15 protein-coding genes are annotated in these 12863 nt (G+C 36.1%); 3 read left to right on the forward strand and 12 right to left on the reverse strand.

All coding sequences use genetic code 11. The features are described from left to right. Positions 1-107 precede the first annotated feature (107 nt). From trmB to LX80_RS09505, 3 genes are read left to right on the forward strand one after another with little or no spacing between them, the layout of a single operon-like run. A complete protein-coding gene (gene trmB / locus LX80_RS09495) occupies positions 108-812 on the forward strand; it encodes a tRNA (guanosine(46)-N7)-methyltransferase TrmB (protein ID WP_111295620.1) in 705 nt (234 codons plus the stop codon). Further along, positions 799-1008, forward strand: a complete 210-nt coding sequence (locus LX80_RS09500; RefSeq protein ID WP_111295622.1) for a DUF5522 domain-containing protein — start codon at positions 799-801, stop codon at positions 1006-1008. The genes trmB and LX80_RS09500 overlap by 14 nt, the downstream gene beginning before the upstream one ends. Positions 1009-1014: 6 nt before the next feature. Continuing rightward, complete coding sequence (locus LX80_RS09505; RefSeq protein ID WP_111295624.1) at positions 1015-1383, forward strand: MGMT family protein; 369 nt, start codon at positions 1015-1017, stop codon at positions 1381-1383. A gap of 11 nt (positions 1384-1394) precedes the next feature. Here the strand turns inward: LX80_RS09505 and LX80_RS09510 are convergent, their stop codons facing one another. The 12 genes from LX80_RS09510 to nrfD all read right to left on the reverse strand — a co-directional run bounded on the left by LX80_RS09510 (position 1395) and on the right by nrfD (position 12820). Further along, positions 1395-1937, reverse strand: coding sequence for a DUF420 domain-containing protein (locus LX80_RS09510; protein WP_111295626.1), 543 nt, complete (start codon positions 1935-1937; stop codon positions 1395-1397). 39 nt (positions 1938-1976) lie between these two features. Continuing rightward, a complete protein-coding gene (locus LX80_RS09515) occupies positions 1977-2801 on the reverse strand; it encodes an SCO family protein (protein WP_111295628.1) in 825 nt (274 codons plus the stop codon). Between the two features lie 105 nt (positions 2802-2906). Further along, a complete protein-coding gene (locus tag LX80_RS09520) occupies positions 2907-3344 on the reverse strand; it encodes a cytochrome C oxidase subunit IV family protein (protein WP_111295630.1) in 438 nt (145 codons plus the stop codon). A 54-nt stretch (positions 3345-3398) separates the two neighbouring features. Then, on the reverse strand, positions 3399-4079 hold the full coding sequence (locus LX80_RS09525) for a cytochrome c oxidase subunit 3 (RefSeq protein ID WP_111295632.1): 681 nt from the start codon (positions 4077-4079) through the stop codon (positions 3399-3401). A gap of 78 nt (positions 4080-4157) precedes the next feature. Continuing rightward, positions 4158-4739 carry a cytochrome c oxidase subunit 3 gene (locus tag LX80_RS09530; RefSeq protein WP_245898032.1) on the reverse strand — a complete coding sequence of 194 codons (582 nt, stop codon included), beginning with the start codon at positions 4737-4739 and terminating at the stop codon, positions 4158-4160. A gap of 31 nt (positions 4740-4770) precedes the next feature. Further along, on the reverse strand, positions 4771-5682 hold the full coding sequence (gene cyoE / locus LX80_RS09535) for a heme o synthase (RefSeq protein WP_111295634.1): 912 nt from the start codon (positions 5680-5682) through the stop codon (positions 4771-4773). Between the two features lie 93 nt (positions 5683-5775). Then, positions 5776-7596, reverse strand: coding sequence for a cytochrome c oxidase subunit I (locus tag LX80_RS09540; RefSeq protein ID WP_111295636.1), 1821 nt, complete (start codon positions 7594-7596; stop codon positions 5776-5778). 62 nt (positions 7597-7658) lie between these two features. Beyond that, positions 7659-8762, reverse strand: a complete 1104-nt coding sequence (locus tag LX80_RS09545; protein ID WP_111295638.1) for a cytochrome c oxidase subunit II — start codon at positions 8760-8762, stop codon at positions 7659-7661. 48 nt (positions 8763-8810) lie between these two features. Then, a complete protein-coding gene (locus tag LX80_RS09550) occupies positions 8811-10049 on the reverse strand; it encodes a quinol:cytochrome C oxidoreductase (RefSeq protein ID WP_111295640.1) in 1239 nt (412 codons plus the stop codon). A gap of 45 nt (positions 10050-10094) precedes the next feature. After that, on the reverse strand, positions 10095-10718 hold the full coding sequence (locus tag LX80_RS09555) for a c-type cytochrome (protein ID WP_111295642.1): 624 nt from the start codon (positions 10716-10718) through the stop codon (positions 10095-10097). A 23-nt stretch (positions 10719-10741) separates the two neighbouring features. Continuing rightward, positions 10742-11332, reverse strand: a complete 591-nt coding sequence (locus LX80_RS09560; RefSeq protein WP_111295644.1) for a DUF3341 domain-containing protein — start codon at positions 11330-11332, stop codon at positions 10742-10744. A gap of 48 nt (positions 11333-11380) precedes the next feature. Continuing rightward, positions 11381-12820, reverse strand: a complete 1440-nt coding sequence (gene nrfD / locus LX80_RS09565) for an NrfD/PsrC family molybdoenzyme membrane anchor subunit (protein WP_111295646.1) — start codon at positions 12818-12820, stop codon at positions 11381-11383. Between the last annotated feature and the right edge of the window lie 43 nt (positions 12821-12863).

Genomic DNA, 12863 nt, shown 5'->3' on the forward strand with positions numbered 1-12863 from the left:
TTAAAGCAGTAAAAGTCTGCTTTCTACTGAGCAATGGCAATAAGACTTATATTTTTTAATGTAGTTTAATACAATTTCAATATAGCAAGCTATTTTTGTCGTTTATCATGGCACACAAAAAATTACAACGATTTCAGGAAATTAAAACCTTTCCCAATGTGTTTGAAATGCCTGAAAATATGGCTCAACGATGGACCAAACACTTCAATAATCAGCACCCGTTGGTTTTGGAATTAGCTTGTGGTAAAGGTGAATACACCGTGGGGCTGGCAAGGCTTTACCCAGAGAACAATTATATTGGCGTTGATATTAAAGGTAATCGAATTTGGCGAGGTGCCCTTACCGCATTGAATGAAGACTTGCACAATGTTGCTTTTTTAAGAACCCCTATTGAACAAATTCAACAATATTTTTTTCCTAACAGCGTTGATGCCATTTGGATTACTTTTCCCGACCCACAATTGCGCTTGTCCAAAGCCAAAAAACGTTTAACCCACCCTCGTTTTTTACGATTATATCAACAAATTTTGCAACCTAATGGAGTGGTATATTTAAAAACAGATAGCCCTAACCTATACCAATTCACAAAAACTGTCATCAACCTATTTGGTTTAGAATTGTTACAAGATTATGATAATTTATATGCCGCTACGAATTTATTACCCGAGCATACTATAAAAACCCATTATGAACAATTAGATATTGCACAAAGTAACCGTATTCATTTTTTGGCGTTTAAACTAAACCAAACATTGCCAATTGAAAAAGATGTTGAATTAAAAAAATTAATTGAAATACATGGCACTGATTGAAGGAGTTGATTTTTATTACGACGAACAAGGCTTTATGGTATTAACCGAAAAATTCCATTTAGATAAAGGTTATTGCTGTGGATATGGTTGTCGGCATTGCCCATACGCCTATGAAAATGTTCCTGAACCCAAGCGGTCGCATTTATTAGAAGCATCTAATAATGAATCCTCCAGTAATTCTCTCAAAGCTTCCTAATTAGTGATGGCTCCCATTAAAAAAATATTACCCAGCGGTAAAAAAGATGCTTCGTTTTTTGAACAAGTGTATGCGGTAGTAGCCTTAATTCCCTTTGGCAGGGTTACCAGTTATGGTGCTATTGCTAAATTTTTGGGAACGAAAATGAGTGCCAGAATGGTAGGGTGGGCTTTAAATAACGCACATCATTTACCACACGTGCCTGCTCATCGTGTGGTGAACAGAAATGGGCAACTGAGTGGAAAAGCCCATTTTGATACACCCCAACAAATGCAAGAATTACTGGAAAAAGAAGGAGTAGTGGTTCATAATGATTGCATTGTAAATTTCACCACTGTTTTTTGGGACCCATCAAAAGAATTGGCAATTGAGTAACCTGCAAACAACTATTGATAGTAAGGACTTATAAACAGGTAAACAATTGGGCCGGTCACTGCAACATACATCCACAATGGCCAAGTGTACCGAGCAATTTTTTTATGCAAAGGAAATTCAGCCGTTAAAGCCCTGTAAGCCGTAAACAAAATAAAAGGCAGAATTATAGCTGCTAAAAATATGTGCGTAAATAAAATGATTAAATAAATTACCTTAATTGCGCCTGTTCCTCCAAACTTAGTTTCGCCGGCCAATAAATGATGTGCAATATAACTCACCAAAAACAAAATAGAAAGCACTAAAGCTAAAAGCATTAAATTTTTGTGTAAAGTATATTTTTTACTTTTTACCGCAATTAATGCAACTACCAACAGTATTGCTATGATGGTATTAATTATGGCATTAAAGGTGGCAAATATGTGTACATTAAACCCAAGATTTAAATTCAGTTTGAAATTGCTTAATATGATGATCACAGTAAAAACAACAAACGAAAAAATACCAATAAGCCATTTAGCTTGTGTATCATTTTTCTTTATAACTGCAGTTAACATAAAAAATAAACAGGGATTTTAAATTAAAACAACAACCAATTAATTATTTTGTTTGGGTATTTCACCGGGCTTACGTGTTAAAATGAAGATGAAGCCAATAATCAGTAAAACGATAATTACCCATAACCACTTTAAAGCAACAATAGAAGCAAATACCTCGCTTTTTTCACCTTTGTCTTTTTCCAACATCAATAATCCCACATCGCGGGCAAGTTTACTCAGTTCAACGGAATCCCTTCCATCGTACAAACCTCGAACTACATAATTTCTATCTAATAATATAAATGAGGGGGTATGTAAAAATGCTGTATCTACATTGTGGCCATCAATTAATGCAATCTTTAATTCATTAAAAGCAAAATCGTAAATAGTTTTTTTGGGGCCGGTAAGCATCCACCAATTGTCGGGATTAACACCATATGCATTGGCATATGCTTTTAAAGCTGCTACGCTATCTCTTTCAGGATCAACTGAAAATGATATGAATTGTACAATTGAAGAATCTACTACTCTTCTTCCTTGCTCATAATTAGAAAATGATTGTTGCAACTTGCGCATATTACGCGTTAATGTAGGACAGGGATTAGGGCAACGCGTAAAAAAGAAATCCATTACAATAATTTTCCCGGGTCTATCATACAAACTTACCGTATCGCCCAGTTGATTTACCAAAGTAATATTTGCTGTACGATGCCAAAAACTGTCTGTTACTTCCTTCCCTTTAACAATGCGCGTACTTACACTATCCAGCAGCAATTTACGCGGCATAATAGTGGCTTTATCGCTAAATGACTTTAACAATACATAACTAATTACGGGAATTAAAATAGCAATTAATAGCGCCAATATGGCTTTTTTATTCATGCTGCAAATGTACTACTGTAAAATAAAACAACCATTGTAATATTACAATGGTTGCTAAAACACTTGTTAAAAGTATAAGAAAAAATACAATGTGCTATTACTCTACTATTCTACTGCTTTTTTCAATTCAATAGTGCCTTTTTCTTGTTCGTTGTGCTGATTTTGTTTTACAGGTATATTGCTCTCCTGATCATAGGGTGCATATTTATTACGCAATTCACGGAAAGAATTACCATCGGCTAAAAACGCAATGATAAACCATATAAATAAGCCTAAAGGCAATACAATAGTCATAATCATGTTTCTTAATTCATGCTTTAAGTGCATGAAATAAGCCACAATGTAAAATGCTTTAGCTAACATTAATATTAAAATGATACCTTTTATTAAATGTCTGGAAAAACTTTGCTCAGACATATTAACCATGGAATAACCTAAAGCCAATTCAACAATGGTTAATATACTTAATATTATGGTAACTCTATATACTTCTTTACGTGCTGCGGCTGCATGTGCATCGTCTAAAACTCTTAAATCTTGCATACAAAATATTTTAGTTGGTGATTGATATTAATTTAAAAAGCTGGGCATTATACATTAAACCAAGTAAAAACAAGTAAATACAAATACCCAAACCAAGTCTACAAAGTGCCAGTATAATCCTGCTTTTTCAATCATTAAATAATGACCACGTTTTTCAAAGGTATTATTTAAAGTCATAATTAGCATAATAATGTTTATTACTACACCACTAAAAACGTGGAAGCCATGAAAGCCGGTAATGGTAAAAAAGAAGTTAGTGAAGTTGGTGGTAGATTGTGTGCCATCAGCATTTAAGAATGGATTACGGCCCCACCATGCTCCTTCATGATGCAAGTGTGTCCATTCCCAAGCTTGACAACCTAAGAAAGCTAAACCACCAATGATGGTAAAAATTAAGTTTGATACTACTGCCCGTTTATTCATATTTTGACCGGCCTGAACAGCTAACACCATTGTTACAGAGCTCAAAATCAAAATGAAAGTCATTAAACTTACAAATAATAACGGATACCCACTGCCTAAACCGGGAAATGAGTTAAATACATGGTTAGGATCGGGCCAGCCTTGCGTAGCAAAGCGGGTGGTACCATATGATATAAGCAATGCGCCAAAAGTAAAAGCATCACTCATTAAGAAATACCACATCATTATTTTACCGTACTCTACATTGAAGGGGCTTCTTCCGCCGCTCCACCATTTAGTTGTTGCTGTTGCAGTTGCTGTTGTTGTTGACATGTTGGTTCATTAATTACGTTCGCAAATTTATTAGCTAATGTTTAAAAAAAGTGCATAAGTGCATAATTTTTAAACTACTTATCGGGTAAAATATAGAAATAAATACAAATAAATCCAAAGTATATCTACAAAATGCCAATAAGTACTTACTAGTTCTATAGGTAATGTGCTGTATGATTTTACACGTGTACGAAATGCTCTGAAAAAAGTAACCAAAAGCGCAATTACACCCCCCAATACATGCACTACGTGTAAACCAATTATAACCACCAAAAATGATGCAGCGGCATTACTTCCGGGTCCTAATAACAAAATACCATGATTAGCCATTGCTCTAAAACCCAAATACTGCAATACGGCAAAAAGCACACCCAAAGCCGCAGTAACTGTTATCAGCCTTTTATACTGTTGCATTTCCCTACTTTTAAATGCTTTGTAAGATAAATACATTGTAAGGCTGCTGAAAAGAATAACAATAGTTGAATAAAGAAAGATGGGTGACAAAGGAATTTCTTCCCAGTTAGCTTGATTTCGCTTTACGATATAAGCACTGGTAAGACCCGCAAACATCATACAAATGCTTCCAATACTAATCCACAATAAAAATTTATGCGGATGAATTTTCTTGCTTTTGTTCGTTGTTTCTGTTACTGCCATCATCACAATTCTATTTTAAAAAATCATTGAATTATTAAGCACCGGGTATTTTATTGGCTAATAAAGCAAATAATACAATCGGCAAATAAATGTAGCTGCTAAACATAACCCTGCGTGCAGCTTTAACTGTCATTTCTTTATATAAACGAATGGATTGAATTACCATGAAAATATTACATGCCAACAAAATCCACATACTTACCTGACCGCTCATATTTAAATAAGCCGGTAATAAACCTACCGGTATCATTAAAGCACTATACATAATTGTTTGTAAGGCGGTAAATTTCGTAGGGCCTGTTTCATTCGGTAGCAATTTAAATCCTGCTTTTGAATAGTCATTATGTGCCACCCAAGCAATTGCCCAAAAATGGGGAAACTGCCATAAAAACTGAATGGCAAAAAGCACCCATCCGCCTGCTGAAAATGAATCTTGACCTGCCACCCAACCAATTAAACAAGGTAATGCTCCGGGAATGCCACCAATTAATACTGCAATTGAATTTATTTTTTTTAACGGTGTATATATAAAAGCATACAAAAACAAACTAAATGCAGAGAGCAACGCCGATGATAAATTGAAAAAATACCACATCATTATAACCCCAATTACGCCAGTAATTGCGGCGAAATACAGCGCTTCTTCTGCACGCATACGCCCGCTTGCTACCGGACGTTTTGCGGTGCGTTTCATAACGGCATCAGTATCTTTTTCAACTGCTTGATTTATGGCATTGGCACTACCGGTTATTAATAAGCCGGCTATAAAAAAAAGAATAATCATTAACCAATTATACTCTACTACTTTAGGTGCCATTAAATAACAAATAACACATGAAAAAACCACCGTAAAGCTTAGGGTAAATTTCATTAACTGAAAATAATCCTTCACTTTCGCTACAATGGCAAAAGAAACAGAGGAAGATGTATCTATGGTTTTTGTCATGTTCATTTTAGTAAAAATCAATGCCCTGATATCTCAGGGCATTGCACCTATTTAAAGTGAAGCTGAGATATATACTTCACGTTGGTTTATTCATTAATGATGCTCGGTTTCATCTGCGCCAATTGGCTCAGTTTGAGGAATAAACTCTCTACCGTCTTTATTATAATCATAAGCCCAACGATGTACTTCAGGAATTTCGCCATCCCAGTTACCATGTCCGGGTCTAATAGGTGTAGTCCATTCCAAAGTTGTTGCACCCCAAGGATTTTTATCTTTCACTACTCTTCCTTTAAAAATTGAATAGAAGAAGTTGAAAATAAACAGTATTTGAGTGGCAAAAGTGATAATTACAACTGTACTGATAAAGCGATTTAATTCAGCAAATTGTTTAAAGCTTTCCCAGCTGCTATAATCGTAATAACGACGGGGCATACCTGCTAAACCTTCATAGTGCATGGGCCAGAAAATTAAGTATGCACCAATTAATGTAATCCAGAAGTGAATGTAAGCCAATGTATTATTCATATAACGGCCATACATTTTCGGGAACCAGTGATAAATACCGGCAAACATACCAAACATTGAGGCCACACCCATTACCAAGTGGAAGTGAGCAATTACAAAATAGGTATCATGTAGATGAATATCAATGGCTGAATTACCAACCCAAATACCGGTTAAACCACCTGAAATAAATAAGCTTACAAAACCAATGGTAAATAACATACCCGGTGTAAAGCGAATATTACCGCGCCACAAAGTTGTTAGCCAGTTAAATACTTTAATGGAAGATGGAACAGCGATTAATAATGTAAGTAATACGAAAACAGAACCTACAAATGGATTCATTCCGGATACGAACATATGGTGTGCCCATACCATGAAAGAAAGAATACAAATGGCAAATAAAGAACCAATCATAGCCATGTAACCAAAAATTGGTTTTCTTGAATTTACCGACATGATTTCTGAAGCCATACCCATGGCAGGCAATAATACTATATATACCTCAGGGTGACCTAAGAACCAGAATAAGTGTTGGTATAGAATAGCTGTACCGCCTTCATTTGGTAAGGCACCTACACCATTTATATAAATATCGGACAAGTAGAAACTGGTACCGAAATTTCTATCAAATATTAATAAGATGAAGCCTGAGAATAATACAGGGAAAGAAAGAATACCGATAACGGCTGTAAAGAATAAAGCCCAAATACTTAAAGGAAGACGTGTCATACTCATTCCTTTAGTACGCATGTTTAATACAGTTGCAACATAGTTCAAACCACCCATTAAAGAAGAAACCACAAATAAAATCATGGCAATTAACCATAAATCCATTCCGGTTTTTGAACCAGGTGAAGCATCGCGAACGGCGCTTAAAGGTGCATAAGCAACCCAACCACCGCTGAATGGACCGGTTTGAACAAATAAAGAAGAAAGCATAACCAAACCACCGGCAGCAAAAAACCAGTAGGAAAGCATGTTCATAAAAGGTGAAGCCATGTCACGGGCACCAATTTGCAAAGGAATTAAGAAATTGGCGAAGGTTCCGCTTAATCCGGCAGTAAGTACGAAGAAGATCATTACTGTACCGTGAATGGTAACCAATGCGTAATATGCTTGGGGGGTAATACGACCATCATCCACCCAAAATTTACCTAACACATCTTGCAACCAATAAAAATGAGCATCGGGATATCCCAATTGTAAACGGAACAACACGCTCATCAAACCACCAATAAATGCCCAAACAATACCGGTTATCAGGAATTGCTTTGAAATCATTTTATGGTCGGTACTAAATACATATTTGGTTAAAAATGACTGATGGTGTTCATGGTGTTCATGATGTTCATGTGCCAATTCAGTCGTTAGTCCGGCACCTGCCCCCAATGCAATTTCGTTACTCATAACGTTATAATTTTAAAAGTTCTTCTTTAACAACAAATCAAACAGTTCGGTTTTTAAAATAGTTAATTTTTAGCTACCGTATTATTTAACAATTTTGTGGCTGCCATTGTTGGTTGTTTAGCCGTGCTGTCTGTAGCTTTTTTATTATCCGGGTCTTTATCGGGGAACGCTACATAATAAGCAGGCTTTTGTTTAGCCATCCAAATATCAAATTCTTCTTGTGTAACTACTTTTATAATCCCTTTCATTGAATAGTGGCCATTACCGCATAATTGGTCACAGGCAATTTCATAATCAAAATTGGGATTATTGGTTATTTTACGCATTTCTTCGGTAGTAAATTTAGGTGTTAACCACATGGTAGTAGGAATACCGGGAACAGCATCCATTTTTAGGCGAAACTGAGGTAAGCCAACATCGTGAATAACATCTCTTGATCCAATGATGAATTTAACGGGTTTATCTTTTACCAAATAAAGTGTTTGCTCCATTACTATATCATCATGTGTAGCAGGATCATCTTTTAAATTATAAGTGGTATCATTTTTCCAAACCAACCCTAATGAATTGGTTGCCGGATCAATTTCTTTGTAGTATTTCTTTCCTAAAATTCCATCAGCGCCGGGATATCTGAATATCCAGCCAAATTGTTTACCGGTAATTTCAACCTGCATTGCATTTTTGGGAGCATCACCTGTAAAATAAAACCAATCGCGCAATCCAATAATGATAAGAATAGTTAAAACGATGGCAGGTACTGCTGTCCAAATAAATTCTAATTTACTATTGTGCGGAAAGAAATAAGATTTATTGTTTTCTTTTTCCTGATAGCGGAAAGAGAACCAGAATAACAATATTTGTGTTGCCAAAAATACAGCACCTGTTATAATGAGGGTAATCCATAAAATTGAATCTACCTTTTCACCCTGAACACTGGCTGAAGGATGAACAAGTAATGTTTTTTTGAACAATAACTCATTACACCAGTATAAACCTATAAGGCCTAACACTAAAAAGGCTATCATGAAAAAGCCGTTTATCTTATTGGCTTGTTTCCTAGTTTCCTTTTCACCTTTTAATACACCAACATATTCGCTGGCTTTGGCAATTTGAAAAATTACCAAGAAAAACAACACAATTACTGCTATCGTTAAAAACATAGTCATAACACTACAATTAAAATTTCATTCAATTTCAAAAAACAAAGTTCAATTTTATGTATGGTGCACAATACTTTCTTTTAAGAAAGGATTGTATTTGGCTATTAATGGTTTTGATGCCAATGCTCTTCCAACAAAATGTATCATTAAACCAACGAATAAAGCCAAAATTCCAAAATCGAACCAACTTAAAGTAACATGGTCTTTTGCTACGCTTGGCATTACCATTTGGTAAAAATCTATCCAGTGGCCAAAAAGAATTAATACAGCCATGAATGTCATTAATGTATAATTTCTTTTTGAAGAACGCTTCATCAAAATTAAAAGCGGGCAAACAAAGTTGATAATTATGTTTAAGAAAAAGATGCCTTTATAGGGGCCTTGTACTCTACCTTTAAAATATATGGTTTCTTCCGGTTGGTTTGAGTACCATATTAACATGTATTGTGAGAACCACAAATAGGTCCAGAAAATTGAGAAGGCGAAAATGAATTTTCCTAAATCATGTAAATGTTCTTGGTTGGTATATTCCAAATAGCCTTTATTCTTCAAATAAATAACCCAAAGTGTAATTAATGCCACACCTGCAACAAAACTGCTGGCAAACACATACCAACTGTACATGGTGCTATACCAATGTGCATCTAAACTCATTAACCATAACCAAGGCAAAGTTGAACCAATGGTTAATGCAAACCATACTATAAATAAACTTGCTGTTACCGTATTTTTCCATAAATAAGCACTGCCGGTATTGAAATCCATAGGCTCTGCATCTGCTTGGCTGCTTATTTTACGCATTCTCCAACCTAATAAGCTCCAAAATCCTACTGCTAAAATTGACCAAATAACAAAGAATTTTACATTTAAGAAGCCTGATTTACCTTTTAAAACCTCATCGGCAGCCACTTGCTTACTATCTAACCAATGATAAATTTCATGATTACCGGTGGCAATAACGTAAAATAAAATAACGAGTGTAATAATACCAAATATGGGTACTAATGTGGAAATGGCTTCTGCAACGCGTCTAAAGGTCATTTGCCAACCACCCATTGCTAAGGTTGTTGCACAAATAAAAAACATGGAAGCATTACAAACCAATGTCCAAAATATGGTATTATACATTAAAGTACCTAAGAATACAGCTTTCTCTTCGTTTGTTCCCATTCCTTTTGTAAACAATCCGATAATAAAGGCCAAAATCCCAATAATTATTAAGGCTAATGACCATTTTTTCATGCCTGAAGGAATTTCGAATTGTTCTTTAAAATCTAATGTGTGTTCTGCCATGGTAATTCATTTATAGTTAGTTAGATGCAGTATTTGTTATTGCAATTATTTGCTAGCCGTTGCGCTTGCACTATTAGCTTTTGCTTCAGCTTGTTTCATTTTAATATAACGAATAATTTCCCAACGCTGTTGTCTGCTTAATTGTGAAGCATAACTTCCCATTAAGTTTTTACCGTATTCCACTGAATAAAACATTTGGCCTTCAGGCATTGCTTCATATTTAGCATCGCCTACCAACTGAGCCGGTTTAGCAGGATATGGTCCTTCGCCACCTTTATACAATGGTCCATTACCGTCTAATTTAGGACCATGACAAATGGCACAATTAATTAAGAATAAGCGCTCTGCTTCAACATATTGCTGTTGGGTTAAGCTGTCAATAGGGCTTTTAATTTGTTTGGAAGCTACATAATTGGCAGTGTCACCCGGCGCATCTTTAGCCAATGGGAAAGGCATATCTTCTCCACGGAAAATGGTTCCCGGCACCGGTTTTTCATTATAGAAAATCCCCTCTTTGGTTAAATTACTATGATCGGAATAGGTTTGATAGGCACGGCTATAAAACATATCGGGCATGTAAATGCGATTAGGCTTACGCTTAATATCGCTACAACTAATTAACACGGCGGTTGTAGCAAACAAAACGACTAAAATGGATAGTTTTTTCATTGTAAATCAGTTCAATAATTATTTTAAGCAGCAACTATTTCTTTTTCTAAGGTTTTTTCGTCGTCTTTATCATAACGACCCCACCACCAGCCTTCTTCAGCAATTTGTTCATTTACCTCAATGGCGCCATTACTTGATAAAAACCCTTTTAAATCTTCAACATTGGTTTTATCGGTACATTCAATTACCATCACAAATAAATCGTCAGTGGCACGTGGGTGAAAATGATGTTTTTTTACAAAAGGTGCCAGTTGGCATAAATAACAGAAGGTATATACCATGCCTACCGCTGCAAATAATACGGTTAACTCAAAAGTAATGGGTATCCAAGCCGGTAAAGCGAAATGGGGTTTACCACCAATATTTAAAGGCCAATCGTAGGTCAAAATCCAGCTAATTCCACCCAATGCAGTAGCAGTTCCGGTAATGCCGTAAATAAACCCTGCAGTGTGCAAACTGGTTTCTCTCAATCCTAATGCATGATCTAAACCATGTACCGGAAAAGGCGTATATACATCTCTGATTTTATAGCCTGCTGTACGTACTTTTTTTACAGCCGGAAATAAAACTTCCTCATTATCGAAACAGCCTACAACAAATTTCTTTTTAGCCATATAATTAATTTAGGTCGTCAATTAATTTTCTTTCTGCAATTCATGCAATTAATGTGCATATTCGTGTGCAAACTCTTCAACAGGTTCACGCTCAAGTGCTCCCATTTCATTCTTATAACTTTCGCCGGTAGTTTTCAACACATATTTAATTTCATGTACGGCAATAACCGGTGCATATTTACTGAATAAGAAGAAGCAGGTGAAGAACAAGCCAAATGTTCCTAAGTAGAAACCTATTTCCCAAATAGTCGGGCTATAGTAAACAGACCATGATGATGGTAAATAGTCTCTGTAAATAGAAGTAACAATAATTACAAAGCGCTCAAACCACATACCTACGTTTACTAAAACTGAAATAAAGAAGGTAATAAACAGATTTCTTCTTGCTTTGCGCAACCAGAAAATTTGTGGGGTTAACACGTTACAAGTCATCATACCCCAGTAGCTCCAACCATAAGGGCTGAATAAGTTGGCACGGCTATACCAGAATGTATATCCTTCATATTTGCTTTGGCTATACCAACCCATAAACAACTCGGTTAAGTAAGCTACCCCTACAATTGAACCGGTGAGCACAATAATTTTATTCATGGCTTCAATGTGGCCAATGGTAATATAATCTTCTAAATGATATACTTTTCTAACCACCAACAATAATGACTGTGTCATTGCGAAACCTGAGAACACCGCACCGGCAACGAAGTAAGGTGGGAAGATGGTGGTATGCCAACCGGGAATAACAGAAGTAGCGAAGTCGGTAGATACGATGGTGTGTACGGAAAGTACCAATGGGGTTGCTAAACCGGCTAATACCAATGAAAGTGATTCAATTCTTTGCCAGTGTTTAGTTGAACCTGTCCATCCGAAAGCAGCAATACCATATAATAGTTTACGTAATTTGGTCTTTGCTCTGTCGCGTACAGTTGCCATATCGGGAATTAAACCGCTGTACCAGAACAATACAGAAACGGTAAAGTAAGTTGAAATCGCAAACACGTCCCACAACAATGGTGAGTTAAAGTTTACCCATACCGGCCCTCTTGTGTTGGGGTAAGGCATAATGAAGAATGCTAACCAAACACGACCCATGTGGAAGATGGGGAATTGACCTGCACACATTACCGCAAAAATGGTCATGGCTTCCGCAGCACGGTTTACACCTGTACGCCAACCTTGACGGAATAGCAATAAGATAGCAGAAATCAATGTTCCGGCGTGACCAATACCTACCCACCAAACGAAGTTGGTAATATCCCAACCCCATCCAACGGTTTTATTTAGGTTCCATTGGCCAATACCATAGGTAACATCTCGGTAAACACTATATACGCCAAAAAGCAATAATGCTACGGCAATATAAAATCCTACATACCAAAGCTTACCCGGTTTCGCTTCTATTGGGCGAATAATTTCTTCCGTAACATCATGGTAGGTTTTCCTGCCATTTACTAACGGCTCTCTTAACTGTGATTCGTACTTTAAATGCATTGCTTCTTACTGTTTTGTGTTTCTTATTGGTTTAAGAAACTGT

The organism is Hydrotalea sandarakina, from assembly GCF_003254115.1.
GTDB lineage: Bacteria > Bacteroidota > Bacteroidia > Chitinophagales > Chitinophagaceae > Hydrotalea > Hydrotalea sandarakina.

What these genes read in the sequence shown, in the direction of transcription:
- LX80_RS09555 (WP_111295642.1), bottom strand. Translation starts at nt 10,718, where the DNA reads ATGAAAAAACTATCCATTTTAGTCGTTTTGTTTGCTACAACCGCCGTG.
- cyoE (WP_111295634.1), bottom strand. Translation starts at nt 5,682, where the DNA reads ATGACAAAAACCATAGATACATCTTCCTCTGTTTCTTTTGCCATTGTA.
- LX80_RS09545 (WP_111295638.1), bottom strand. Translation starts at nt 8,762, where the DNA reads ATGACTATGTTTTTAACGATAGCAGTAATTGTGTTGTTTTTCTTGGTA.
- LX80_RS09540 (WP_111295636.1), bottom strand. Translation starts at nt 7,596, where the DNA reads ATGAGTAACGAAATTGCATTGGGGGCAGGTGCCGGACTAACGACTGAA.
- LX80_RS09560 (WP_111295644.1), bottom strand. Translation starts at nt 11,332, where the DNA reads ATGGCTAAAAAGAAATTTGTTGTAGGCTGTTTCGATAATGAGGAAGTT.
- LX80_RS09520 (WP_111295630.1), bottom strand. Translation starts at nt 3,344, where the DNA reads ATGCAAGATTTAAGAGTTTTAGACGATGCACATGCAGCCGCAGCACGT.
- LX80_RS09525 (WP_111295632.1), bottom strand. Translation starts at nt 4,079, where the DNA reads ATGTCAACAACAACAGCAACTGCAACAGCAACAACTAAATGGTGGAGC.
- LX80_RS09530 (WP_245898032.1), bottom strand. Translation starts at nt 4,739, where the DNA reads ATGATGGCAGTAACAGAAACAACGAACAAAAGCAAGAAAATTCATCCG.
- nrfD (WP_111295646.1), bottom strand. Translation starts at nt 12,820, where the DNA reads ATGCATTTAAAGTACGAATCACAGTTAAGAGAGCCGTTAGTAAATGGC.
- LX80_RS09550 (WP_111295640.1), bottom strand. Translation starts at nt 10,049, where the DNA reads ATGGCAGAACACACATTAGATTTTAAAGAACAATTCGAAATTCCTTCA.
- LX80_RS09500 (WP_111295622.1), top strand. Translation starts at nt 799, where the DNA reads ATGGCACTGATTGAAGGAGTTGATTTTTATTACGACGAACAAGGCTTT.
- trmB (WP_111295620.1), top strand. Translation starts at nt 108, where the DNA reads ATGGCACACAAAAAATTACAACGATTTCAGGAAATTAAAACCTTTCCC.
- LX80_RS09505 (WP_111295624.1), top strand. Translation starts at nt 1,015, where the DNA reads ATGGCTCCCATTAAAAAAATATTACCCAGCGGTAAAAAAGATGCTTCG.
- LX80_RS09515 (WP_111295628.1), bottom strand. Translation starts at nt 2,801, where the DNA reads ATGAATAAAAAAGCCATATTGGCGCTATTAATTGCTATTTTAATTCCC.
- LX80_RS09510 (WP_111295626.1), bottom strand. Translation starts at nt 1,937, where the DNA reads ATGTTAACTGCAGTTATAAAGAAAAATGATACACAAGCTAAATGGCTT.